This window comes from Atopobium minutum 10063974 (assembly GCF_000364325.1).
GTDB classification, from domain to species: domain Bacteria; phylum Actinomycetota; class Coriobacteriia; order Coriobacteriales; family Atopobiaceae; genus Atopobium; species Atopobium minutum.
The window spans coordinates 123,510-149,106 of the sequence record NZ_KB822534.1; the positions used below are offsets into that span (position 1 = coordinate 123,510).

24 protein-coding genes are annotated in these 25,597 nt (G+C 51.3%); 6 read left to right on the forward strand and 18 right to left on the reverse strand.

The features are described 5' to 3' along the window. Both HMPREF1091_RS07315 and HMPREF1091_RS07320 read left to right on the forward strand, forming a co-directional pair. A complete protein-coding gene (locus HMPREF1091_RS07315) occupies positions 1-1,725 on the forward strand; it encodes an ATP-dependent nuclease (protein WP_035424262.1) in 1,725 nt (574 codons plus the stop codon). Next, positions 1,725-3,185 (forward strand): UvrD-helicase domain-containing protein, encoded by a 1,461-nt coding sequence (locus tag HMPREF1091_RS07320; protein WP_002564171.1) that lies wholly within the window; start codon positions 1,725-1,727, stop codon positions 3,183-3,185. The genes HMPREF1091_RS07315 and HMPREF1091_RS07320 overlap by 1 nt, the downstream gene beginning before the upstream one ends. A gap of 144 nt (positions 3,186-3,329) precedes the next feature. On the opposite strand, the gene HMPREF1091_RS07325 is transcribed toward HMPREF1091_RS07320, so the two are convergent. From HMPREF1091_RS07325 to HMPREF1091_RS07335, 3 genes are read right to left on the reverse strand one after another with little or no spacing between them, the layout of a single operon-like run. After that, positions 3,330-3,752, reverse strand: a complete 423-nt coding sequence (locus HMPREF1091_RS07325; protein WP_002564172.1) for a plasmid mobilization protein — start codon at positions 3,750-3,752, stop codon at positions 3,330-3,332. A 5-nt stretch (positions 3,753-3,757) separates the two neighbouring features. After that, positions 3,758-4,828: a site-specific integrase gene (locus HMPREF1091_RS07330; RefSeq protein WP_002564173.1), complete on the reverse strand. Its 1,071-nt coding sequence runs from the start codon at positions 4,826-4,828 to the stop codon at positions 3,758-3,760. A gap of 1 nt (position 4,829) precedes the next feature. Continuing rightward, entirely contained in the window at positions 4,830-5,033 is a 204-nt protein-coding gene (locus HMPREF1091_RS07335) for a hypothetical protein (RefSeq protein WP_002564174.1), read from the reverse strand. Positions 5,034-5,173: 140 nt separating this feature from the next. Here HMPREF1091_RS07335 and HMPREF1091_RS07340 point away from each other — a divergent pair, with 140 nt between their 5' ends. Next, positions 5,174-5,587, forward strand: a complete 414-nt coding sequence (locus HMPREF1091_RS07340; RefSeq protein ID WP_002564175.1) for a helix-turn-helix domain-containing protein — start codon at positions 5,174-5,176, stop codon at positions 5,585-5,587. A gap of 620 nt (positions 5,588-6,207) precedes the next feature. Here the strand turns inward: HMPREF1091_RS07340 and guaA are convergent. Further along, on the reverse strand, positions 6,208-7,821 hold the full coding sequence (gene guaA, locus HMPREF1091_RS07345; protein ID WP_002564176.1) for a glutamine-hydrolyzing GMP synthase: 1,614 nt from the start codon (positions 7,819-7,821) through the stop codon (positions 6,208-6,210). 178 nt (positions 7,822-7,999) lie between these two features. On the opposite strand from guaA, the gene HMPREF1091_RS07350 reads away from it, so the two are divergent. Further along, positions 8,000-9,475: an LCP family protein gene (locus HMPREF1091_RS07350; protein ID WP_002564177.1), complete on the forward strand. Its 1,476-nt coding sequence runs from the start codon at positions 8,000-8,002 to the stop codon at positions 9,473-9,475. 214 nt (positions 9,476-9,689) lie between these two features. On the opposite strand, the gene ychF is transcribed toward HMPREF1091_RS07350, so the two are convergent. Then, positions 9,690-10,754, reverse strand: coding sequence for a redox-regulated ATPase YchF (gene ychF, locus HMPREF1091_RS07355; RefSeq protein WP_002564178.1), 1,065 nt, complete (start codon positions 10,752-10,754; stop codon positions 9,690-9,692). Between the two features lie 114 nt (positions 10,755-10,868). Further along, positions 10,869-12,548: a 4Fe-4S binding protein gene (locus HMPREF1091_RS07360; protein ID WP_002564179.1), complete on the reverse strand. Its 1,680-nt coding sequence runs from the start codon at positions 12,546-12,548 to the stop codon at positions 10,869-10,871. Between the two features lie 178 nt (positions 12,549-12,726). Here HMPREF1091_RS07360 and HMPREF1091_RS07365 point away from each other — a divergent pair, with 178 nt between their 5' ends. Further along, a complete protein-coding gene (locus tag HMPREF1091_RS07365; protein WP_002564180.1) occupies positions 12,727-13,578 on the forward strand; it encodes a MurR/RpiR family transcriptional regulator in 852 nt (283 codons plus the stop codon). Between the two features lie 36 nt (positions 13,579-13,614). Here the strand turns inward: HMPREF1091_RS07365 and ulaG are convergent, their stop codons facing one another. From ulaG to HMPREF1091_RS07425, 12 genes are all read right to left on the reverse strand, one after another. Further along, a complete protein-coding gene (gene ulaG, locus HMPREF1091_RS07370; RefSeq protein ID WP_002564181.1) occupies positions 13,615-14,682 on the reverse strand; it encodes an L-ascorbate 6-phosphate lactonase in 1,068 nt (355 codons plus the stop codon). Between the two features lie 56 nt (positions 14,683-14,738). Then, positions 14,739-15,047, reverse strand: coding sequence for a PTS sugar transporter subunit IIB (locus HMPREF1091_RS07375; protein WP_021736005.1), 309 nt, complete (start codon positions 15,045-15,047; stop codon positions 14,739-14,741). A gap of 3 nt (positions 15,048-15,050) precedes the next feature. Next, positions 15,051-16,367, reverse strand: coding sequence for a PTS transporter subunit IIC (locus HMPREF1091_RS07380; protein WP_002564183.1), 1,317 nt, complete (start codon positions 16,365-16,367; stop codon positions 15,051-15,053). 5 nt (positions 16,368-16,372) lie between these two features. Continuing rightward, positions 16,373-16,831 carry a PTS sugar transporter subunit IIA gene (locus tag HMPREF1091_RS07385; protein WP_002564184.1) on the reverse strand — a complete coding sequence of 153 codons (459 nt, stop codon included), beginning with the start codon at positions 16,829-16,831 and terminating at the stop codon, positions 16,373-16,375. Between the two features lie 9 nt (positions 16,832-16,840). Beyond that, positions 16,841-17,740 carry a phosphogluconate dehydrogenase (NAD(+)-dependent, decarboxylating) gene (gene gnd, locus HMPREF1091_RS07390; protein WP_002564185.1) on the reverse strand — a complete coding sequence of 300 codons (900 nt, stop codon included), beginning with the start codon at positions 17,738-17,740 and terminating at the stop codon, positions 16,841-16,843. Positions 17,741-17,999: 259 nt separating this feature from the next. After that, positions 18,000-18,941, reverse strand: coding sequence for a transketolase family protein (locus HMPREF1091_RS07395; RefSeq protein ID WP_002564186.1), 942 nt, complete (start codon positions 18,939-18,941; stop codon positions 18,000-18,002). Further along, positions 18,938-19,768, reverse strand: a complete 831-nt coding sequence (locus HMPREF1091_RS07400) for a transketolase (protein WP_002564187.1) — start codon at positions 19,766-19,768, stop codon at positions 18,938-18,940. Before HMPREF1091_RS07400 ends, HMPREF1091_RS07395 begins: the two co-directional genes overlap by 4 nt. An 83-nt stretch (positions 19,769-19,851) precedes the next feature. Then, the gene (locus tag HMPREF1091_RS07405) at positions 19,852-20,538 is read right to left on the reverse strand and encodes a transaldolase family protein (protein WP_002564188.1); all 687 of its coding nucleotides are present in this window, start codon (positions 20,536-20,538) and stop codon (positions 19,852-19,854) included. 164 nt (positions 20,539-20,702) lie between these two features. Beyond that, positions 20,703-21,155, reverse strand: coding sequence for a PTS sugar transporter subunit IIA (locus HMPREF1091_RS07410; protein ID WP_002564189.1), 453 nt, complete (start codon positions 21,153-21,155; stop codon positions 20,703-20,705). Between the two features lie 69 nt (positions 21,156-21,224). Continuing rightward, positions 21,225-22,499 carry a class II D-tagatose-bisphosphate aldolase non-catalytic subunit gene (locus HMPREF1091_RS07415; protein WP_002564190.1) on the reverse strand — a complete coding sequence of 425 codons (1,275 nt, stop codon included), beginning with the start codon at positions 22,497-22,499 and terminating at the stop codon, positions 21,225-21,227. 187 nt (positions 22,500-22,686) lie between these two features. Then, positions 22,687-23,772, reverse strand: a complete 1,086-nt coding sequence (locus HMPREF1091_RS07420; protein WP_002564191.1) for a PTS fructose transporter subunit IIC — start codon at positions 23,770-23,772, stop codon at positions 22,687-22,689. A gap of 46 nt (positions 23,773-23,818) precedes the next feature. After that, positions 23,819-24,142 carry a PTS fructose transporter subunit IIB gene (locus tag HMPREF1091_RS07425; protein WP_002564192.1) on the reverse strand — a complete coding sequence of 108 codons (324 nt, stop codon included), beginning with the start codon at positions 24,140-24,142 and terminating at the stop codon, positions 23,819-23,821. 350 nt (positions 24,143-24,492) lie between these two features. Here HMPREF1091_RS07425 and HMPREF1091_RS07430 point away from each other — a divergent pair, with 350 nt between their 5' ends. Next, positions 24,493-25,527: a LacI family DNA-binding transcriptional regulator gene (locus tag HMPREF1091_RS07430; RefSeq protein WP_002564193.1), complete on the forward strand. Its 1,035-nt coding sequence runs from the start codon at positions 24,493-24,495 to the stop codon at positions 25,525-25,527. Positions 25,528-25,597: the final 70 nt, after the last annotated feature.

Genomic DNA, 25,597 nt, shown 5'->3' on the forward strand with positions numbered 1-25,597 from the left:
TTGATTATCCGGAACCTAAGAATCGACAATTTTCGAGGAATCAAAAAACTCAACTGGTCGATTCCGGCCGATAAGAAGCTTATATGCATTATAGGTGCGGGCGATTCAGGAAAGACGACTGTGCTAGACGCACTCGATTGGCTTCTTGGAGACAGATGGAACCTTCCTATTTCGTTCAGCGATTACAGTGACGAATCTAAGCCGATTGTTATCACCGCGCTCCTGACCGACCTTCCAGATGATCTAATGGCCATTGACTCTTGTGGGCTCTACTTACAGGGCATCTCTGAAGACGGGAAGGTTGTTCCTGAACCGTTTGACGGGTGTGAGCAGTGCCTCGTTGTCGAGCTTTCAATCAATGTTGATTTCGAGCCAACGTGGTCGATTGTTCGTTCCGATGGAACTCTTGCGGCATTTAAATCTTCCGCAAGAAGAAAACTTGGCGTATCCAAACTTGACGAACGAGTTGACGCCCATCTTCGCTGGTCGCGCAATTCGGCGCTAGGCAAGGTGTCGCGGGGCACTGATGGAGCAGAAGCGGCCATGAAGGGCGCCACCCAGGCCGCTCGAGAAGCATTGGGCAGCATTTCTATGCCAGATGATTTTGCCTGTGTACTGGACGACATCAGGGCTGGTGCGCAAGCTTTTGGCGCTGCGAGTTATTCAAATATGGTTCCAGGGCTCGATACATCGAGAGGCGACGGCTATGGTTCGCTCGCCCTATATTCGGGAAGCGTCCCCGTCCACCGTTATGGACTAGGTACTCGCCGGCTCACGAGTCTTGCAATACAGAAGCTCGGCGCCATCGGTAGCTCGACGCTTTTAGTCGATGAGGTGGAGAGCGGGCTAGAACCGCACCGTGTTATCGGGTTAATCGAAACCCTGAAAGCAGACGCGGCTATTTCGCAGGTTTTCCTTACCACGCACTCGAGCAATGCGGTAGAAAGCTGCGCTGCTTCAGAAATCGCAATATTGTCAAATCGAGGCGGAGATTCCAGCTGCGTTTTTGTGCCGGAGGAGTTGGAAGGGCTCCATAGATCGAGCCCATCTCCATTTTTGGCCCGTTCGATCGTCGTTGTGGAGGGTCAGACCGAAGAAGGGCTCTATCGAGCATTTGCAGCCTATCGCGATGGTAGGGCCCGCTTTCAAGGTAAGCCTACGTTAGCTGCCCTTGGAACATGCTTATGCCAAGGAGGCGGAGGGTCCGACGCGGTTTCAAAAGCGCAGAACTTTGCTGGCCTTGGATACAGAGTCGCTCTACTTGTGGATTCAGACGATTCCGCAACGAACGCCAAACTCGAAGGAGCCGAGCAATCTGGCGTGCAGGTTTTCTCATGGCCCGACGGCTGGTCAACCGAAAACGCGTTATTCGACGCGTTGGATAAGGAGCTGATTTCCAAGCTTCTTGCCCTTTTGATCGATGAGGAGATAGTTCCTCGTGAACGCATTAATGATGATTTTGCCCGCAATGATCTTGACCCCTTCGACCCTTTCTCGCCTGAAAAGCTATGGAGTGCTCAACCGGAAGAAGATGTGAGAAAGGCTCTAGTTGTCTCATCTACAAGAAAAAGCGGAAAGCGAAAAGGCTGGTTCAAGAGTATTCCTGCCAGTATTGCGCTCGGTGAATGGCTGATTTCCTCAGCTTTAGAAAACGAACGGTTCGTTCAATCTGCTTTGTATAGGACTTTTTATGAGTTGCTAAATACGTTTCCAGCGGAGAAGTAATGGACGTTTTAGACAACACAACCAAAGAGCTAGCATCTGGCATTCTCTTAGGAACTCCCTGCTCCATCGAACTGCCAGCTGGAACGGGGAAGACCCAGCTGATTGCCGCAGTAGCGAGCCTTGCCGACAATCTTGGGAAGAGAACGCTGATCCTAACCCATACCAATGCGGGAGTTACCGTCATCAAGAACCGCCTTCGTCGTTTTGGAGTTAATCAATCGGCATGCTCTGTAGCAACCATATGTTCTTGGGCGGAGAAGGTCTCACGTGCATATCCGCTTCTGTCGGGAATCAATATCCAAATCGAGCGCACCGCTCCTGATTATTACAGCCGATGCGTCATGGGAGCTGCAAAGCTATGCTCGTGCGATGCGTTTGCATCCGTCTTATCGGCCAGTTATTCCTTGATCCTCATAGATGAATATCAGGACTGTGATATGCCTCAGCATCGCCTTGCGATTGCCCTACGCGATGTAATCGGATCAGTTGCCGTTTTCGGTGACAGGCTGCAGCGCATCTTCAATTTCCGACACCAGCAATTTCCCGATTGGCAGCTGGACGTTGAGCCCTCTTTCGCCCCGATTGGAATCGTTGACCCTAAGCCCCACCGTTGGGAAACGACCAATCCCGACTTAGGGAGGTGGCTGTTGGAATACGTAAGACCAGAATTGATGGCTGGCAGGAGCTTGGACTTCGAAACGCTTGGTATTCCCAACGTGAGACATATCACATCGGGCCAATCCCAATCGGAGCTAATCCATAACGCATACACAATGCGGAGCAAATGCGGAAGCGCCGCAGTACTGTGCCCCAACCTTCCGTTGGCTTATTCCGAAAACCTGTCGAAGCGCTTGGCTGGTTCGTTTGAGCTTGTTGAGGAAGTGGAAGGGAGGTTCGCAAGAGAGCAGTTGTCGTCTTTCCCCATTCAGGGCAATTCAGGGGCGAAGGCGAAATGGTTTTCCGAGTTCACTCTTCATTGTCACTCATCTCTTTCGAAAGTTCTTGATAAGCCAGTTCTCTCCGCGTTACAAGAAGGCAGACCGCTCGACCGATACATGTCCACGAACGCGCGCAAGAACTATGCTCCCATGCTTAAGAAACTGCAGTTTGCGTCTTATGATTTCAGTGGAGGGAGGTTCAAGGAAGCCTGCGATTCCATCCGCAAATGTTGCGGGTCTCATCTTGTCAGACGAGAGGCCTGGAATGACGTTACGTTCGCCATTGGGACACACTTAGCCACAGGAGAAGATCCAACGACCATTTTTGAACGTGTCAAGGCAAGCGACCGATTTCGAACGTCAAGCCCAATCGCGTTCAAGATTTCACGTGTGCTTCTGATTAAAGGCCTCGAGTTTGACAGCGTAGCTGTTGCCAAGGCTTCAGATCAGAAGGCCTACTCGAAAGAAAATCTCTATGTGGCACTGACAAGACCCACCCGCCAGCTCTTGCTATTCGATTAGTAACCCGAATAGCAAGAGAGACGGAGCGGCCTTGAAAACAACGGAAGGCTGAAGCGATCTAAGTCATCGAAAATACTCAAGAGCTGACTTGAATAGAAACGAGAAAAGGGCCATTCGTTTCGCGTGGTGGTTTCAAACGTGCCGCTACCCGCGCCCCATCCCGAAGATGCTCGTGTCGCCATCGGAGCCGGCTTCAGGCGTCTTCGGTGCAGCCGAGGGCGCTTTCATTTGCGCTTCATCCTCTACTGGTGCGTCAACAGGCTCGCCGAGCGCCAGGAAGAACTTCACCACGAGCTCAACCCTCTGCTGCAGGGAATCGCTCAGTTCGCCGTAGGAGGCCGCCAGCCGTACCTCCTTGGCCAATTCCGCCATCGAGTCCTTCAACGCCTTCTGAACGCTCACGGAGGGCCTCACCTCAACCTGGGTATCGGTGAGCTTAGCGATGATGTAGTCCTGCCTGAGCATGCCGCTCCAGGCGGCCATCTCGCATATGAGCTTGTGCTCCTCGGGCGTGCAGCGGAACGCCATCGTCTTGCTGCGCTTGCGGGCGCTGTTCTCGCACGGCATCTTGCTTACCCCCTCGCTCCGTCGAGCGCGGCGGCCATCTCGTCCTGCTTCGTCGGGAACAGATGCGCGTAGCGGTAGGTGATGTCCACCGCCTCGTGGCCCATGCGCTCGGCGATGGCCAGCGCGGAGAAGCCCATCTCGATCAGCAGGCTCACATGGCTGTGGCGTATATCGTGTATGCGGATGCGTTTCACGCACGACGCCTTGCACCCGCGTTCCATCTCATGGGCCAGGAAGTGCTTGGTCACGGCAAATAGGCGCTCGTCGGGTGCAACGTCGTCGCGCATCTCGATGAAGTCCGCCATCTCGTCGCGCAGGAAGGCGGGCATGACGATCGTGCGCACCGACTTTGGCGTCTTGGGGTCGGTCACGGTGTCCACGCCGTGGAGGCTCTGGTACGACTTGTTGATGCGCAGCCGCGAGCTCTCCAGCATGAAGTCGGACGGAGTGAGCGCCAGGAGCTCGCCGCAGCGGATGCCCGTCCAGTAGAGCAGCTCGAAGGCGTGGAACGAGAGCGGCTTGTCCATGACGGCCTCGCTGAACCTCAGGTACTCGTCCTTGGTCCAGAACTGCATCTCGCCGCCCTTCTTCGAGCCTATCTTGTCGACCCTGCGCACCGGGTTGTCGGTGAGGCCGTAGTAGCGCTCGGCGTGGTTGAAGATGGCGTTGAGCTGGTTGTTCACCGTGCGCAGATACGTCGGCGCCCAGGGCTTCCCACCGGCGTCCCGGTGTTCGGTGAGCTCGTTTTGCCACCTGATGACGTCGATCGGCCTCACGTCGCACATGCGCATGTCCCCGAAGAACGGCACGAGCTTGTCGTTGATGATGTACTCCTTGGTGATCCACGTGTGCTCGCGTATGCGCGGCCTCACCTCGGAGGCGTACACCTCGACGAACTCGGAGAACGTCATGTCCATGGCCCCGCCGTTAAGGCTCTTGAACTGGCCCTCCCACACTGCGGCCTCCACCTCGGAGGAGAAGCCGCGCTTCGTCTTGTGGCGCTTCGAGCCGCGGGCGTCGCGGTAGTAGCACTGCACGTAGAACGTGCCGTTGTTGTCGTCCTTGTACACGGGCATGTCAGTCCACCTCCGGGAAGTACAGGGCGTCGAAGACATCGCTTCTAACGCGCCCACGGATCACCACGCGCCCGCGCGCCTCCTGCTCAGCGTTTATCTTCCTGATCACCTCGTAGGCGCTTCCTTTCTTGATCCTCAGCAGCTCCGCGACCTCGTCGACGTCCAGCATGTGCGGCCTCGGCGTCTTCGCCACCTTCTCGTCCATGGCTCCTCCAGTCAATAGCGTACGGATATGTACGGTTTACAGATTGAGAGTAAACGTACGCATCCGTACTGTCAATAGAATTGCGTACATTTGCGTACGCTGATAAGATATGCGGGTACGTAATTCCAAGAGGAGGGCGCATGTCCGTAGGCGAAAACATAAGGCGGCACCGCAAGTTGCGCGGCATGACGCAGGCGCAGCTCGCCGAGGCGGTCGGTCTGACCGAGGGGGCCGTGCGCCACTACGAGAGCGGCATCCGCGCCGTGAAGCCCGAGCTGCTCGAATCCATCGCCGCAGCACTAGGCGTGTCCGTCAACGCCCTCAAGGATTACGGCGTCGAGACCGCGGGCGACCTCATGTCGCTGCTTGTGCGGTTAGAGGACTCCTTCGGCATCGTGCCCACGGCCGACGGCACGGGACTCTCCCTGAATCCTAAGGCGCCGCATGCACCCAAAACCGCGATGGCGATCGAGCTCTGGGCAGAGAAGCGCGCACAGCTCGAGAACGGCATGATCGACGCCGAAGAGTACGAGGACTGGAAAGCCTCGCTGTAACGGTTCTCCGCGTTTCACAACCAACGCAATCGAATCTAGATGCAGACCAGGCGGTGGTCGTCGCCTGCTCGCCCCTGCGTACGCTGAGTTTTTACTCCCCATTGCATGCCAAGGCATTTCCAGCGTACGTGGGGAGTAAATAACACGGTGGCTTATATGGCGGCACGCAGCAGTACGTCGCGGCATTTCCCCTGGTTACTCCCGTTTTCATTGAGGCAGCAAGATTCTTTACTCCCCATTAACCACCTGGGGAAACGCCGTGCGGAGACCGCCGAAAAGCCCATTGAGTTCGATTTGAGTTTCACGGGCCCCGAAACGGCCCCGTTTCGCCCTCGGGGACAAAAATCGCGCGTCCACTCACTTGGGATAAATCCTTACTCCCAATCCTCCGAATACCGCCCAGTGCCTTGCCGTCTTGAAACACGGGGAGTAAATGGCGAAATCGCAGGTAAAAGGGAGTAAAACGGCAAAGAAAAAGCCTCCGTCCCAGCACTGGAACGGAGGCTCGGTTATCGTATTTACTCACCGCCGTCGCTGGCGGCTTTGCCGTGAGTCGCATACGAAACGAAACTCAGCGGCACAGTGCGGCACTCAAAATCGCAGGTCAGAGCCCTATCGGCCTACTCCCACTCAATCGTTGCAGGCGGCTTGGGCGTAATGTCGTAGACCACGCGGTTGATGCCTTCAACCTCGCTCACCACACGACCAGAAATGCGGCCCAACACGTCATACGGCAGCTTTGCCCAATCCGCTGTCATGGCGTCGCTGGACTCCACAGCGCGCAAAATAATAGTGCGACCATAGGTGCGCTCGTCGCCCATAACACCAACAGAACGGATATCGGGCAGCACAGCAAAATATTGCCAGCACGCATGCTCGGAGTTGCGCTCCCCCGTCTGCTCAAACAGGCGCTGGTTGTACGCATCCAGCTCTTCCCTCACGATAAGATCGGCGTCCTTGAGCACGTTGAGCTTCTCGGCAGTAATCTCTCCAATGATACGAATAGCCAGGCCAGGACCGGGGAACGGCTGGCGATACACCATCGTATCGGGCAGACCAAGGGCACTACCCAACGCGCGGACTTCATCCTTAAAGAAGTGATCCAGAGGCTCTACCAAATCAAAGCGCACGCCTTCGGGGAAGGGAATTAGATTGTGGTGGCTCTTGATAGTGGACGCCTTGCCGCCCGTCTTGCGCGCTCCAGACTCAATGATGTCGGGATAAATGGTGCCCTGAGCAAGGAACTTTACGCCATCCAGCTTTTGGGCCTCCTCAAAGAAGACCTTCCAAAACTCACGGCCAATAATTTTGCGCTTCTTCTCGGGGTCGGTCACGCCGGCCAATAGGCGCGCATAGCGCTCCTGCGCGTGAACGTGCGCCAGAGGAATGTTGAACTGCTGCGTAAAGATCTTCTCTACGCTTTCCGGCTCGCCTTTGCGCAACATGCCATGGTTGACAAACACGCAGGTCAGCTGATCACCCACCGCGCGGTGAACCAACGCTGCCGTTACAGCAGAGTCCACACCACCAGAAAGCGCCAGAATGACCTTGTCGTCCCCAATTTGAGAACGGATTTCTGCCACCTTGGTTTCAATAACGTTATCCATGGTCCAATTGGCCTCAAGGCCGCAAATCTTAAACAGGAAGTTGGACAGCATGGTGGTTCCGTACTGCGTGTGGCGCACCTCGGGGTGGAACTGAGTTGCAAACAGCATACGATCTGCGTTCTCATACGCAGCAACGGGGCAGGTCTGTGTGCTTGCCGTTACCACAAAGCCCTCGGGCAGCTGGCTTACTGCATCGCGGTGGCTCATCCAAACCGTTTGAGCATCGGTGGGCGTACCCTCCAACAGGCGCGATTCACCCTCACGGGTTAGTGTTGCAGGACCATACTCGCCCTTCTCGGTGTGAGCAACCGTGCCGCCAAGCACCTTAGCCATGATTTGCTCGCCATAGCAAAAGCCCAAAATAGGCAGACCCATATCAAAGATGGCCGGATCCATATCTGGTGCATCCTCGGCATACACGGAGGCAGGACCGCCGGACAGGATAATGGCAGACGGATGCAGGTCCGCAAGCTCTGCCGCACTAATATCACAGGGGACAATTTCTGAGTACACGTGCAGGTCACGTACGCGACGCGCGATCAGCTGACCATACTGTGCACCAAAATCAAGCACGGCTACGAGCTGATCTGTACCTGAATGACTGCTTACCTTTGTGCTCTGTGACATTAACGTTCCTCCGATTTGCATGAGTTTTTGCGCGTGCTATGTGACAAGATGACGGAATTACAGTCCTCATCCCGCTGAACCTTTATACTCGTTATGATAGATGAATTATGGCAATGAGGCGACACAGCACAGCATAATCGCGAAAGTCGCACGACATACCCTAACGTAAGGAGCTCGCGTGTCTCGTAAAACCAAGCATGCCGAGAAGATCGAGAAGGAATTAGCATCTTCGGATGCGTCTCATGCAATCTCACGCGGTGCCGCTGCACTCGATCGGTACACGTCCTTGCGCAAAAAACGTTCTCGAAAGTCCCTCCTCAAAGGTATTGGCGCTGCTTTTGGCACTACGCTCGCTGCACTTGTCATTGTTGCTCTGGTGTACATTAGCGGCATTAACGCCAGCCTGCGCGCCGGTATTGATAACGCGCTTCTCAACCAACTGCATATAACCGAAGCGGGCGACCCCTTCTATATTTTGCTGCTCGGCGTAGACAAGGATCAAGACCGCGTCAACAGCAAGCAATACGGCGCGGACGAACATGCTTACCGCTCTGACTCCATTATGCTGGCGCGCATTGACCCCAAAAACAAAAAAGTGACGCTGGTGTCCATCCACCGAGACACCCTTGTTGACCTGGGCAAAAATGGTAAGCAAAAGATCAATGCTGCGTACGCTATAGGCGGTGCCAGCTATGCCACCGAGGTCATTTCAAAATTTGCCGGCGTTCCCATCTCCCACTATGCAGATATTGACTTTGATAACTTTGTCTCTGTGGTTGATACCATTGGCGGCATTGACGTTAACGTGCCCATCAAGGTGGATGACTCAAAGGGAACCGGCAAGGTAATAGAAGCCGGTCAGCAAACCCTTAACGGCGAGCAGGCCTTGGTGTTGTGCCGCGCGCGCCATGCCTACGATGCCTACGGCGACGGCGACATGTATCGTGCCGCCAATCAGCGCATGGTCATCTCTGCCATTGGCAAGAAGATCCTGCAGCTTGACCCCGTTTCCATGGCTACCGTTGTTGCTAAGCTTTCTGGTTCCGTTACTACCGATATGGACGTGAACTCTATTATTGGCCTGGCCACCTCGCTGCGCGGGCTTAACACCTCTACGGACATTTACCACGGCATGGAGCCTACTACCTCCAAGTACGTAAACCAAACCTGGTACGAGATTTGCAACACCGCCGAGTGGAAAAAGATGATGCAGCGCGTTGACCAGGGTCTCTCCCCCTACGAGAGTGAGGACGATAACCCCACTAAGGGTTTGGCCGGCGTCACAGGCGGCATTAGCAATAGCCCCAGTAGCGGCGGCACTGCAAACAACAGTTCCAAGGACAACAAGAGCAGCTCTACAACAGGTGAAACTGAGTATTCTGGCACGGTGCATGTCCTTAACGCCGCTGGTGTAAATGGTCTTGCTGGCAGAATTAGTCAATCTCTGTCCAACCAAGGCTTTGATGCCGTCGCAGACACCGCCAAGAGCAGCTATTCCAACACGCTCATTGTGTATAACGGTGATCACGAGGCGCGCGCCAACGCCGTTAACAAGGCTTTGGGTGGCGACATCCAGGTTATGAAGAACAATGGCTCGTACGATACCAGCTACGACGTGATTCTCATTGTGGGTGCCGATAAATCCAACGGGTAGGTAGGTTGGTTGGTTGATAAGCAGGCGGGCAGCTAGGTAGGCAAGGCTTGCGGGCTTACGGGCTGGCAGGCTGGCACGTGCTATCAACAGTCCCGATTGGCTGCAACCAGCCAATCGGCCACATGAAACCAGCCGTGACCACCAAGTGTATAAACTTTTGAATGGGTTTCTCGATAAGCCTCTTGATAAGCTCTGAGGAGTTTAGAGCCTGCCCTTAGACGTTAAAGCGGAAATGCATGACGTCGCCATCCGCAACGACGTATTCCTTGCCCTCCATGCGCAACTTACCAGCTGCCTTGCAACCAGCCTCGCCGCCAAGGGCAACGTAGTCTTCGTAGCTCGCAACTTCCGCTTTAATGAAGCCGCGCTCAAAGTCAGAGTGGATTACACCAGCTGCCTGCGGAGCCTTGGCGCCAATGGGAATGGTCCAAGCCTTAACTTCCATCTCTCCCGCTGTAAAGTAGCTCTGCAGGCCAAGAAGTTTATAGGCAGCCTGAGCAAGTGTCTCCAGCCCGCTCTTCTCGAGACCCAAAGACTCCAGATATTCCTCTGCTTCTGCAGGGTCAAGGTCTGCAAGTTCTGCCTCAACCTCAGCGCACACTGCAATGGGTTGCTGCCCATCAAGGGTCGCAAGCTCTTTGCCCAAACCATCTTCATCCACATTTGCCACGTAGAGCACGGGCTTCATGGTAAGCAGGAAGAGGTCATAAGCCGCCGCGCGCTCATCATCGGTCATGTCCATGGTTGCTGCACGATTGCCTTCATTGAGCCAGGCCTCCAGCTTGCGGCCAATAGCAAGCTTAGGCAACACGTCCTTATCGCGCTTTGCTTCTTTTTCAATCTTGGGGAGCGCTTTTTCCAGCGAGGCAAGGTCGGCCAAGATGAGCTCTGTGTTGATAATCTCCACGTCAGAAGCGGGATCCACGCGACCCTCTACATGGACAACGTCGGGATCACCAAAGTAGCGAACCACCTGACAAATAGCGTCCGTCTCGCGGATATTGGCTAGAAACTGATTGCCCAGGCCCTCGCCTGCGTTGGCGCCCTTTACCAAACCAGCAATGTCCACAAACTCAACGGTTGCCGGCACAATACGACCAGGGTTGACGATCTTTGCCAGCTCGGCCAAACGAGGATCCGGTACATCCACAATGCCCACATTAGGATCGATTGTTGCAAACGGATAATTTGCCGCAAGACCCCCCTTGCGCGTAAGCGCGGTAAACAGGGTAGACTTGCCAACATTAGGAAGACCAACAATTCCGATGGACAGGGACATGTCCTTACCTTTCCTTAACGTTTGTTCTTCTAGTGTGCGTTCTTACGGTACGCATTTTCGTAACACAGTCTTGTGGCGTGCGCTCTTACAAAGCGTCCGGCCACAGGTGCAAGATTACGATACTGACGGTACAACTTGTATCGCCTGCAGAGAAGTCCGTCCGCTTGGAGCAAGCTTATGCACACAAGGCTCTTCTTCCTCCGCAGCGTCCTCTGCAGCATCTTGCTGATATGCAATGGTATCAGAAGCTGCTTCCTCCATTTGAGCTGCACGCTGGGTGGCCACAAATACTGGAGGTGCCATGGGGGCAGATGCAGGCGCTGGCGCGGGTTTGTCGAGCGGCTGATCGGTGACTGCCTCCGATGCCGTGGCTGCCGCCGCTGCTTCCGTCGCCGCCGTCGTCGCCGTCAAGGTAGCCATCGTCGCCGACGTCTCCCCCACCGCGTCGTTCTTCTCGGCAGGAGCATCAAACGTCGTAACTGCCTTGATGGCCGCACCAATGCCTTGGGCGGTAATCTGGCCGTTTTCACCATGGGATTCAAGTGCAGCTAGACCGCGCATAAGCTGCTGCTTGCCCTGTTCCTTCAGGCGCGCAAGCTCTGCCTTCTGGCGCTCAAGAGCCTCTTCTGCACGTTTGGCGGTTTCATCTTTAACCACCAACAACGCCGGATCATACGGCTCCATAAACAGCGCATTGGTTGGACACGCACGAGTACAAGCACTGCAGTCCATACAGTAAATGGGCTCAACGGTTACATGACCACGTGGATCCAAATCCACACAATGCGTAGGGCACACATCCACGCACAGCCCACAAGAGGTGCACTTTGTGTTGTCACACACCGCAACTTGAGGCTCAAAGCGGTCGGCCAGGCGCGGATGATCCTGCAGAGCGCTTAACAGCAGCTGTCGCTTTTGCACAATCGTACGCTTGCGCCGTGCCGAGGTAGAAGACCCTGCAATGCGCTCCAACGAGTTTTGTAGCTCGTTGATTTGCCTGCCGTGTGCTTGCAGCTTGCGCTGAACCGCCTGTGCACTCGCCAGAACAGGATTGCTTACTGCCAGTACATTTTGACCCACTTGCATAGCATTATTGACAAACTGCCTACGCTCATAGCTGCGCTTCTTTGCATGGTTAAGGGCGCGCGCCTGAGTCTCCAGACCAACCGAGCGACCCGTCAGCTCCTCTGCACGACCAATAAATTTTGTATAGCAAGCCTCACCTGTGGTGGTTTGGCACTTGTCGCAAACGCCTTCCGGTAAATATACGCTCACGTTGGGATAGTCAACCAAAATAGAAAACCACACCTCAGTGGGAACCGCGCCTACACATGGCAACAAAATCTCATTGGCCTCTGGCTTACGCTTGAGCGCACGCGTGCAGGTTATATAGCACATCTCGTGAGATGAGCAGGCAGTAGCAATCTCGTCGTACAGCTGCCGCGCAGAATGGTGAGAATCCGTAAATGCATCCGTGGGACAGGCCGCAATACACAGACCGCACTTGCGGCAGGCATCGGACACATGAATTGCACTCGTATCAATGGTAATGGCGTTCACGGGACACACGTCTATGCAGGCAGAACACGTGCCCTCGTCCTTGGTCATACAGCGCGTGCACGGGATGGTATTAGCGCGCGGGCGAAACTTGTAATCCCCTGGATTAAACGGCTTGGCCTGCTCGGGATCTGCAGAAAGCATCCCCAGCACGGTATCCAGCGGATTGGACACGGCGTTCCAATCACTTTGAATGTCAATAAGACTATCGAGAAGATCGTGATTCTCGTCCGCCATGTACAAGCCCCTCCCTTCTTGCATGACTCTCTATTGTAGCAGCGAAATCAATACAAAAAAGCAAGCGGGAAGAGATAAAATTCTCCCGCCTTGCTTTCTGTATATTTTCTCGGAAATATAAAAAATATCGAACTTTTTTTGAATATACTCAATTTGACTCAACAATTTAGGGGATGTTATGGCTAGTCAGACCATCAGAGTAAGGGTTCGTGCATTGGAGGCATCTTTCTCGGAGAAAGAACGCCAACTGGCAGAGTTCCTCCTCGCAAATCCGCACACCACATCAAAAATGACTATCAGTCAGATTGCGCAAACGCTAGGCATGGCTGATTCAACAGTCTTCAAGTTTACTCGAAAGCTGGGCTTTGAAGGATTTAGAGACTTCCGCGGAGCGCTTGCGGCGGAAGGATTTGATCCTGAAATCTCCATTCATGAACATATAACGCGCAAGTCAACACCAACACAGATGGCAGAAACGGTCTTTGAATCCAGCATTCGATCACTCACGGACACAAGAGAACTCCTGTCTGACCAGGATATTACACGCGCAGCGGGGCTTATCGAGAAATGCGCACAGCTTACCTTCTATGGTATGGGTGGAAGCTCTGTAGTAGCAGCGGATGCCTACCATAAATTTTTGCGCACGCCAAAGCGCGTAGCTTATGACGCAGACTTCCATCTACAACTTATGCGTGCTTCACGCTCTAATGAGGAAGATTGTGCACTTCTCATCTCACATTCTGGGCGCGATCTCCAAACTATTCAAATTGCCGAGAAGCTTTGTGAGGTTGGAGCATCCACCATTGTCATCACCAGCAATCCCAGTTCTCCGCTCGCATCCCTTGCTGACGCATGTCTTGTAACCATCGCTGAGGAGACCGCCTACCGCTCCGAGTCTCTAGCCTCAAGAATTTCTCAGCTTGCTCTTGTCGATACACTCTATACCATCGTTATGTTCTCTGACGAGAGTGCAGCAAGTCGCTCATTAGAAGAAGTTCGCGAGGTTATCTCAACCACCCGAAGGAGCTAAACCCAATAAAAGCAGGAAGGCGATCTTTTTCCTCAATTACAGAAACGACGGATACGGAAGGTTCGTTGGTTTTTCAAAGATATCTGGAAATCCCCGATCGTAGAAGTACTCGGTCTTTGTTGCATCCGTAGGATAGGTATATCTACCACCAGGAAGCCAGACCATTGGCCGGAAACGATACCCCAACAGCTCGCGGCGATCCTGCCAGAGTCGCACAATTTCTCGAGGATCGGCAAGTGTGTTGGTCCATGCATCCCAATGCAGCGGGATTACTACCTTTGCATTAAGGCATTCGGCAGCACGCAGGATGTCAGAAGACGTCATCTTGTCTTGTATACCAACAGGATTCTCACCAAAAGCAAGAAGAGCCACGTCAATATCAAAACGTTTACCCTGTTCAGCAAATCCAACCGAGAAGTGCGAGTCTCCACCATGATATACGCTCCCCGCTGGGGTGGTGATAAGGTAACCAATCGAACGCTCATCCATAGACGGCACCTTATCATCAGGTGGCACAGGCTCTCCGGGACAGTCAGTGACAAGGACTGTCCTATCAAAAGACTCAATCGCTTCAATAGTCATGTCACCAACAGAAAGAACATTACCGGGAACCATAACCACACAGCGACTTTTAGGTACACCCCAAGAGATCCACTGATCAACAACATACTGTGGGCCTATAAAAGGTATGTCCTTCTCAACTCCCTTAAGCACTGCAGCAGCAACGTTTTTGTCCAGATGATCGTGATGGATGTGTGTGACGAGAAGAGCATCCAAATCACGGATAGCAAAAGGATCAAAGACTATTGGAGAAAGCCGCAGATTAGGCTGTGGAATCCTTGCTCCGGCAATACGAGCAAACTGATGCCTTGGACCCATAGGAGGAAGATCGTGCGTACACTTACCTGTTCCGCACCATAGGTCGATGGCAACATTGGTTTGGCCCTCGCTTTTGATCCAGACTCCCATGTTGCCAAGCCACCACATATCAAACGTCCCCAGTATAACCTTCGTACGTTCAATCTCCTCATTCATCCACGTTCCCCAAACAGGGAAGGTCTCATCAATCCAAGTTTGTCTCGTAATTCTCTCGATGTCTGACACCTTTGACTCCTCAAATAACGTCTACAGAGAGACTTCTCACCACATCCTAAGCCATGCTAAACGCCAAATTCTGACAACTTCATGTCGAGCTTTTCCTTAATTGAATCCAGGTCAACAAAATTGTCCAAAACTACGGTTTTAGGCTTGAGCTCGTCTGGAAAATTGTCAAATAGCTCATGAGTGGTAAAGAAGACGTCAGCATCAACACCCATTACACTTCCAAGGTCAACGGTTTCCACCTCAATATCACCCTTTCCTTCCTGAGAAAGGATGCTTTCAATATTCATCTTGGCAATGACGCTTGAGCCAACTCCAAAACCGCAAACCGCACAAATCTTCATGGTGCTTACCTCCAAAGAAACCATTACTTAGAAGCCCATAATCAGGCCACGAAGGAACTTGAGTATGTACATCACAGGCATCCACACGAGGGCGTAGTCAATGTTGGACCAGGTAACACCAGAACCAAACATTGTGCCCGTAATTGGATAGAAGAGGATTGCTGCAGCAGAAGTAATAGCGCCGGTAACAAGGCCTGCGGCGATAGCACCTTTCCATCCGCCAGCCTTGTTGCCAAAGACACCCATAACGTTGCCATCAAAGTACATAATGATTGGAGAAGGAAAGACAATAACCGGAGCATGGCAGACGATAGTAAGCAAGCAAACTACGATTGCACCCACAGATGACCCAAGGAAGCCAAACATACCGCCCATAGGTGAATAGGGAAAGAAGGTTGGAGCATCAAGCGCAGGTACGGCACTTGGAAGGAACTTGTCGGAGATTCCCTTAAACGCAGGCACAATAGAGCCAACGAACATGCGGACACCTTGCAGCAAAATGATAATGCCAGCAGTAAATGTCCAACCTTGAATGATGAGCCAGATAATCCAGTTGGTAGCATCAGGGCCAGTGCCAGCAAGAGCTTGAATACCATCTCTGCCAACCGCAAGACCCATACCAACAAAAATAATGGGCATTAAGAAGAACAGAACAACTGTATTATCACGAAACATTGATGCCCACTTGGGGAGCTTGAGCTTATCAGCATCCTCCTCTGGATTACCTACAAACTTACCCACAAAATGTGCAATAAGAGAACCAACCTGATCCATGAAACCAAGGGTAATGGCATCCTTGGTCCACTCGCGAGAAAGCTTTCGGGTAATAGCTGGCGAGAAGGTATAGTATGCAGCATTCAGCACCGTAGCCACAGCAATAATCACTACATTGTTAGTAGTATCAAGAACCACAGGAAGCGTAACCGCCATAAAGCAGGCATGGAATAGAGCTAGGTGTGCTGTCAGATATACATTCTTAAAATCCTTGCCAGGAACAAGGCGCACTAGCACCAGATGCAGCAAGAAGGCAAAGAGGAAAATCAGTACTGCGTTTCTGCCGTAGCCTTCAAGCGACAAGACCATAGCGCCAGCGGCATCATTGATGGGAAGTGTTCCCGCAACACCCATGCTTTCATTCAAGGCAGTAACTACCTGGGACAGCGATTGAAAGATAATGCCCGCTCCAGAAGACAGAACCAAAAGACCTGCCACCGTCTTGACAACTCCATCAATGACATGAGGGAGCTCCTTTTTTTGGAGAAGTAGTCCTCCCAAGGCAATTAAGCCAATAAAGATTGTCTGGTTTGTAAGAACCTGATATACAAGGAAATTGAGCACATCCATTTGCCTTACCCCTTTCCATTAATTGCTTTGGTAATTGCACAAACATCCTGCGCACTTCTAGCTGAACGCAAAATATCAAAACTCCCCTTCTGGTTAAGGAAGAGCACAAGCTTTTGAAGAAGTTCAATATGTGACGTATCATCAACAGCAGCAAGAATCATAACTACGTCAACAGGGTCATTCTGTTTACTCCCAAAAGTAATAGGAGTCTTGAGCGTGGCAAGAGAGACGCAAGCCCGATGGACTGCGCCACTTGGTCTAGCATGGCCAAGTGCAAAGCCTGGCGCGAGAACGATATAAGGTCCAAGATCTTTTACTGCTTGAATCATGCTCTCAACATAGGCGGGTTCGATATGACCTTGAGCAATGAGTGGTGTGGCAGCCTTCTTAAGTGCGTCTTCCCAGTCAAGCGCCTCAATACCAATCTGGATATCTTCGGGCCTAATAAGAGCCTCTGTATCCATAACATCCCCTTACTTACTCACGATGGCATGTCCACCAAAGCCATTGCGCAGAGCAGAGACCATCTTGTTGGAGAAGTTCTCCTCGTTCATTTGTGAGGCATTACGCTCAAAGAGTGCCTGTGCAATAACCGGTGCCGGAACTTCCTCATTAAGGGCAGCCTCAACAGTCCACTTGGCTTCACCTGATGCCGCAACAATACCCTTAATATCTGCAAGGTCCGGATGCTCTACCAGCTGCATTTCGGCAAGTTCCATAAGCCAAGAGCGAACAACGGAACCGTGATTCCAGTTCTTTGCAACGACGGCAAGATCATAGTCAAAAGGCGCCTTGCGCATGATGGCAAAGCCCTCTCCAATCGCCTCCATCATTCCGTACTCAATACCGTTGTGGACCATCTTCATAAAATGACCTGCGCCGGCCGGCCCTACATAAGCACAGCCATCTTCACAGGACACTTGGTCAAAAACCTCAGCAAGAAAGTCATAAACCTCACGGTCACCGCCTATCATAAGGCAGGCACCATAACGGGCACCCGAGGTACCACCCGAGGTACCAACATCAAGAAAGCCGATTTCTTTCTTAGCGCAAGCATCACCGTGACGCATGGAGTCCTTGTAATTGGAATTTCCAGCATCGATAAGCACGTCACCCGGTTCAAGCAAACTCAGCGCCTCATCAACAGTTGCCTGTGTAGCTGAGCCTGAAGGAACCATAAGCCATAGGACGCGAGGGGCTGCAAGCAAACTGATTTGCTCGGAAAGACTTGTGACCACGGTAATATCGTTTTGCCGAGCGTCTTCACGCGCTTCCTCCGAAAGGTCAAAGCCGATAATCTCGTGTCCTTTATCCTTGAGGTTCAGAGCTAAGTTATGGCCCATCTTCCCAAGACCAACAAGACCAATCTGCATATACTAGCCCCTTTCTTCTCGACTAATCAACACTTTTTCTTAAGTAGTCCACATGAAAAGAAATTATTTTCTTACAGCCATAAATATACAAGAAATTTGTTTTTATTTTGATGAGAATCGAATAATTTTTCTTTCAATATTAAAAATAGTCGAAATAATAACGCTCTGACGTATTACACGCATAAAAAACGACTGCTAGAAATCTCTAGCAGTCGTAGCAACCCATTTGTAGGGGCATTACTCTATTATGCCTGATAGGCTATCCTACAAACGCACTGACTTCACGCTCAATGCCCGCAGCATCCAAACCGTACTTAGCAAGCAGCTCCAAAGCAGGACCAGACTCACCAAATACATCATGAATGCCCATACGATGCATGCGCGTTGGCTGTTTCTCGCCCAAGCACTCTGCAACAGCAGCTCCCAAGCCACCAAGAATGGAATGCTCCTCCACCGTTACCACCTTACCGGTCTTAGCAGCAGAAGCAACCACCAGTTCTTCGTCCAAAGGTTTGATGGTGTGGATGTTAATGACTTCAGCATCAATGCCCTTCTCAGCAAGTGACGCAGCAGCCTCCAGAGCAGCACTTACCATAAGACCAGTAGCAATAATGGTTACATCGCTACCCTCGCGCAGGGTAATACCACGACCCAGCTCAAACTGGTAGGTGCTAGGATCATTAAACACCGGCGCAGCCAAACGGCCAAAGCGCATGTACACAGGACCCTCGTGCTCATATGCAGCGCGAACCATAGCGCGAGCCTCTACGTCATCCGCAGGCGTCATAACAACCATACCTGGAATGGTACGCATGAGTGCAATATCCTCGTTGCACTGATGGGTAGCGCCGTCCTCGCCAACAGAAATGCCGGCGTGGGTAGCACCAATCTTTACGTTAAGATGCGGGTACCCAATGGAGTTGCGAATCTGCTCAAACGCACGACCTGCAGCAAACATAGCAAAGGTACTTGCAAAAGGAACCTTACCTGTAGTAGCAATGCCCGCAGCTAGACCCATAAGGTTACACTCGGCAATGCCCGCATTAAGAAAACGCTCGGGAAACGCCGCTTTAAACATGCCGGTCTTAGTAGCGGCAGCCAAGTCTGCATCCAGCACAACAATATCTTCATGCTCACGACCAAGCTCCACCAAAGCATTGCCGTAGCTGTCGCGTGTAGCAATCTTCTTTACATCGCTCACAGCTGCTCTCCAATCTTTTCTAGCTCAAGCAAAGCCTGCTCGTACTGCTCGTCATTAGGCGCCTTACCGTGCCATCCTACCTGGTTCTCCATGTACGAGACGCCCTTGCCCTTGATCGTTTTGCAGACAATGGCAACGGGCATATCGTGCGCGGTATGCGCCTCTTCGAAGGCAGCCTGGAGCTGCTCAAAGTCATTGCCATCAGCTACGTTAATAACGTGGAAGTTAAATGAGCGGAACTTCTCGTCAATGGGATAGGGTGGATTTACCTCAGTAACAGCACCGTCAATTTGGAGATTGTTGTTATCCACAATAACGGTCAGGTTGTCCAACTTGTGGTTGCCGGCAAACATAGCGGCCTCCCACACCTGACCCTCTTCAATCTCACCGTCGCCCATCAGGGCATAGACGTGAAAATCATCGCCGTACAGCTTGGCAGATGTTGCCATGCCAACGGCGGCAGAAATGCCCTGGCCCAAAGAACCCGTAGACATATCTACACCAGGCGTGTCGTGCATATTGGGGTGACCCTGCAGCATGGAATCCACGTGGCGCAGCGTAGTGAGCTGCTCCTTGTCAAAAAATCCCTTTTGCGCCAAGGTGGCATATAAACCAGGTGCGCAATGACCCTTGGACAGAACAAAGCGGTCACGCTTGGGATCCTGTGGGTGTGCAGGGTCAACATTCATCTCTACAAAGTACAGGTAGGTAAAGATTTCTGTAGCAGACAGCGACCCACCTGGGTGGCCAGATTTAGCCGCATGAACACCAACAATGATGCTCTTGCGAATCTCATTGGCAATCTTTTGTAACTCAAGAATTTCCATGAATTGCTTTTCTCCTCAAACCTTCCTACATCCGAACTACCTTTAAGTCTATGCAATAAAACCTGCGCAATAAAGCTGAGGCATTAGGCCTGAGCAACAACCTTAGCCCAGTCAGCAGCAAAGCCTTCAAGGCCCTTGTCGGTAAGAGGATGGTGTACGCACTTCTTAAGAGCGGCAAACGGCACGGTTGCAATATCGGCAGCCATAAGTGCAGCCTGGGTTACATGGTTGGGCGTACGCACAGAAGCCGTAATGATCTCGGGGCCACCCTCCTGCTCCCAGTAGCCATAGTCGTAGTTCTTAACAGCATCTACGATGGTCTCCAGCTGGGCCAAGCCGTCGTCTGCAATGTCGTCAAAACGACCAACAAAGGGTGAAATGTAGCGCGCACCAGCGCGGGCAGCCAACAAAGCTTGCGTTGCCGAGAAGATCAGCGTCATGTTTACACGAACACCACGCTTAGCCAGCTCATGCGTTGCAGGCAGAGATGCCTCACAAATAGGAAGCTTTACAACAATATTAGGAGCCAAAGCGGCCAAGCGTACACCCTCGGCAATCATGTCCTCCGTGGTCTCTGCTGTGGACTCGGCGGAAACAGGGATGTCTTCACCAACAATCTTGCAGATCTTGACCATATGGTCCTCAAAATCTGCCAGCTTGCCACCCGTACGAGCATACAGGCTAGGATTAGTGGTTACGCCACTCAAAATACCCCAGCTTGCAGCCTCTTCAATATCATTTAGATCAGCGGTATCGATAAAAAACTTCATGCGTTATTCTCCTTTTTCCAGGCATCTGGGTAATCCCAGCATGCCGCAATTACGTAGTCCCTTGGTGAGACCCTCACGAGAAGCCCTTGGCAAGAAGCTCCCAAGCCCCAAGCCTCCCCCAAAAGCTTTAGCAACCAACCTCAACAGTCATCCCTGGTTAGTTACTAGCCCTCAAGACCGGCATTGATAAGCTCTGCCAAAACTTCTGGGTCATCACTTGCATGCACCGAATTGCGGAAGTTTTCATCCATAAGCATAACAGCAGCCTTGGACAAAAGCTTCAGATGCGTAGTGCCAGCCTCAAGACCAGGAACCAACAGAGCCAATGCAACATCTACGGGCTTATCGTCAAAGGAAGGCCACTCCACAGGAGCTGCAAGCTTTACCAGCAAGAGACCTGCCTTGTTAATAACGTCGCTCTTTGCATGGGGAACGGCAAAGCCATTTTCCATGCCGGTTGCGCCCTCATTCTCACGAGCCATAAATGCTTTATAAACGGCATCAGCATCGCCGTAGCCCAGCTCGGCACCCTTTTGGGAGATAAACTCAAGGGCCTTCTCACGCGTATCCACATCGACGTTTACAAATACTTGCTTGGAGCTTACAAACTTTTCCACAGGTACCTCCCTAAAAAAGAACGGCCAGCGTATGCCAGCCGCTCAAGCTTCACTGAACTACTCGAAAGCCTAGTCCTTAAGCGCAGCAACTACACGCGAGGTCAAAGATTCGAGGTTCAAACACTCCACATACTGACGAATAGGACGCTTAATGTGATCTACTACATAACGCTGTCCATCAATGCCAGCGGCTTCAAGGTTAGTGTACAACTTCTCAATCTCTGCCTTGACCTCAACGTCATTAAATACGTAGTGCCCCGAGATATCCAGAATTTTTAGAGACAATTCTTCATCGGAAAGAATGTCTTCTACCTGAAGTTTGGTTTGCTCGCCAACCATCCATTTACGCCAACGTTCAGTCTTAATTGCCTTTACAAGCAAAACCTTTTTAAGGTCAGAGGGTGTGTCACACAGTCCCTCCTTCACCAGAATGTCCTGTACGGCACACAGATTAAGATAGGCACGTGTCTCTTCTGTACCATACTGAGGAGCAACATTGGAGGCAGTAACACGTGCAGGAATATGCTCAAGCAGGGTTACATCATCCATGTAGTCCGCATTGTGCTCTTTAAGGCCTACGCCATAACGCTTGGCCATCTTGGAAAGAGCTCGTGCATTTTGGAAGTCGTAATGACCAACCTGATCGGTGTAACGCGTAAGAGTACCCGTTTGTCCAACAATAAAGGTGGGCATAGGAAGACCACGCTTTGCCAACTCCACCTGCAGATACTCGATAAATTCCTCGTACTTATCGGCAGAGGTTAAGCCACCATTGGTTTCTTCTGTACCTACCTCATAACCAATCTCGGGCAAGCCAAGTGCCTTGCGCTGCTCCTCACAGTATTCGATAAGCTCTACTGTGCGGCGCTCAACAAGATCCAGAGGAATGACCTTACCGATAACAAAAGGATCTTTGGTAGGGTCAATCATAAGCAGGTCAAATCCAGCCTTAATATCTGCTAGATAGGAAGCCTTTGCTTTTGCCATAGCCTCGTCTTCGGGCAAATGAGCATTGCGCTCTTCATCGCGCTGCCAGGGGCCACCGTGATCGCGGCAAAGATAGTACATGCCATCAAAGCCGACCTTATCGGCAACCTCCTTGATATCCGCAGCAAAACGCTCCTGATCCCAGCCGTTTACATAGCCAGCACCAAACTCATCTGCATCAACTTGGTTACGACTTGCAATAAACATCAGGGGGAAATCATGCTCCTGCGCAAGCTCGAATGATGCCTGTAGCAGGTTAGGAGACATAGGCCCAATACCAAGCATGGTGGACGAGCTGCCGCCATCCTGCAACTTGAGCATACCTTCAACGTACTTCTTGATAGGGAGCTTTTCCATTCACGTACTTCCATTCTTAACTAGTAGGTGTGCTTTAGTAAGCACGTTTTAGTAAACAAACCGTACTGAGCGAACTTTAGCGGTTGTAGTAAAAATCCCAATAGACGGATTGCGCAGAGTCGCTCAGCACGGCATAAGGGGGAAGGAAGCGCGCAGGTAGCGGGCCTAAGCGCTTCCTTGGATACCATTACTTATCCTTATTTTGCATAACAGGTTTCATGGCAATCATAATGGCGGCGCCAACAAGCGTACCGATAACAATGTCAAGGCAGAACAAGGCAATGTTATTGGTAGCAAGAGCAACAATAAAGCCGCCGTGAGGAACAAAGCACTCGATACCCTGGATCATAGCCAAAGCAGCGCCAACAGCAGAGCCAATCATAATGCCAGGAAGTGTACGACCCAGGTCCTTTACCGCAAAGGGGATTGCGCCTTCGGTAATACCAATGCAGCCCATGAAGATTGCAGAAATACCCATCTGACGATCAGTATCATCAAACTTGTTGCGGGCAACAAGAGCTGCAACACCACAAGCCAGAGGAGGAATTGCTACTGCTACACGGAAAGCACCGTTAGGACCATATACGCCAGTGGTCATAAGAGCCAAGGTAAAGGTTGATGCCGTCTTATTAACAGGACCACCCATATCAAAGGCGGTCATAAGACCAATAACCAGGCCAAGTACTACCGCAGAGCCACCCTGCAAGCCGGTAAGCAGATCAGTAAGCCAACCCATAAATGCGGCAAGCGGCAATGCCAGAACATAGATATACAGCAGGCCCCATACCAAAGACGTCAAAATAGGGATGATCAAGATAGGCATAATGGTGCGAATAACATCACTCACCTGCCAGGTCTTCATCCACTTTACCCAATAGCCAACACAGATGGCTAAGATCATACCGCCCAAAAAGCCCGTGGAAACATCAGTGCCATTAACAGAAACGGGATTATTGACCAAATATCCCATCACAAAGCCCGGTGCCAAAGCAGGCTTACCAGCCAGCGAGTATGCAATGTAAGCCGTCATGACCGGGATCATCATCTTGATGCCGGCCATACCAATCAGGTTGAGATTTTGCATGAAGGGATTGGTAACCTCCATGCCATCGGCACCTGCCTTACCAGATGCCAGTGAAAACGCTAGAAAAACGCCGCCTACAACAACGATGGGGATAAAATACGAAACACCTGTATTAAAGGATTTGAGCAGCTCTTTGCCCAGGTTATCGAACAACCCCTTCTTGTTCTTGTCATTTGTTCCCTCAGCCATTTTGTTCCTCTCACAAAAACGACCAATACCAATAAAACGTGATCTCTTACTCACCAATTTGCTCAAGCAAACTATCGATAACAGCAGCGGCGTCGCGAATAACGTTGGCAGAACCAACGGTTAACACACGCCCCTCATCGCGCTTATCGTCAAAGCGCTCGTCACCCTCAATGCCTACGTCAACAGCAAGCAGCACTCCATCAGCAGACTCAATATCGTCATCATCCAACTCGTTATCAGCACCATATCCGCCCTGAGTTTCTACCTTGTACTCAAAGCCGCGCTTCTCACACTCGTCTTCAATGGCCTTTTGTGCCATGAAGGTGTGGGCAATGCCAACGGTGCAAGCTGTTACCGCAACAATCTTCATCTCAAGGTCCCCTCCTTTTTTGTTCCTCTTGCTATACCGTTCACCCTCATTCACACACCGCTCTTGACTTTGCTTACCGGTGCATAAATGAACCTTCTTTAGTAATTCTCAGTCTAGATTTGAGATTTTTTTAGCACAAGAATTATTCTGTAAGCGCAGGTAAAGCGATATTTATTACCTTGTTTTGTTAAACGTTTAACCAAGCAGTTTTTATTGAGATTCGTTATCATGAATAAAAGTCAAGATAAAATTTAGATTTTCTGTAAATGGAATCCTTTGCCCTTTCTAGTATCCTAAGGGCTATTGTTTTGATCGGCTCAAGTTGTTTTGGCTCAGTCCAAAGGAGTACCATGTCCCGTCACCGAGTAACTATTTCTGACATAGCAAAGCTTGCTGGGACTTCCACAGCTACGGTGTCATATTGCATAAATGGGCAATATGACCGTATGAGCGACAAAACACGAAAAAAGATTGAACAGGCTATTGTCGCAACGGGCTATGTGCCCAACGCACAATCGCGCATGCTTTCCTCTAAAGAGGCGCGCACCGGCGTTATTGCCGTTTTGATTCTTGATAATACAAATGCGTGGAGCGGGCAGCTCATTAATGGCATAGAAGAAGTCGCGGCACAGCACCGGTATCAAACCATTTTGTGCAACACGAATTTTCAATCTGAAGTTGAATCAATGTATGTCGAAAAGATGCTCTCTCTTGGCGTGGATGGTTTTATTGTTCAACCAACTTCTCAGTTTATGAAAGTCCACAAGCGCATAGAAGCCGCAGGTAAAAAGGTGGTGTTTTACGACACACAGCTCTACGACTTTAACGCATCCTGGATTAAAACAAACCTCTATGAAGGCGTTTACTCGGCAGTAAGCCACTGTATAGAAACGGGATATACCTCTTTTATTATCCTTCATGCTGATAGCGCAGAAACACCTTTGTTTGCCGCCAATAATCGCACGCGCGCCGAGCGTGTACAGGGCTTTATCAATGCCGTTTCCGCCCATAATTTTAGCTACACGTCTATCAAGGTTACACACACTACCCCTACAGAAGAGCAGCTTACCAGGCAGTTGCAACAAGCAATTACACCATCTAAGAAAACGCTTATATTTACCCCACACCAGTGGATGCTTGGCAAAACATTTAAAGCGCTTACTCCGCTTCACCATCTCATTCCCGAGAAGATCGGACTGCTTGGCATAAATAACCAGGAATGGAGTAACCTTACCAAGCCATCCATTTCCACCATTTTGGAACCCGTTAGGCAAGAGGGATTTGAGGCTTGTCAAATGCTGTTCACTTTGATGGAAGACGTAGAAGCAACACCTATACAAAAAGTGCTCCCCTGCGACCTGCTTTGGCAGGAAAGCACTTTATAGTTCGACCGGTTTGCTGATTAGCACACGTATCGATTAGCTCTCAGGGCAATCCTTTTTAGCAGCCTGTTAG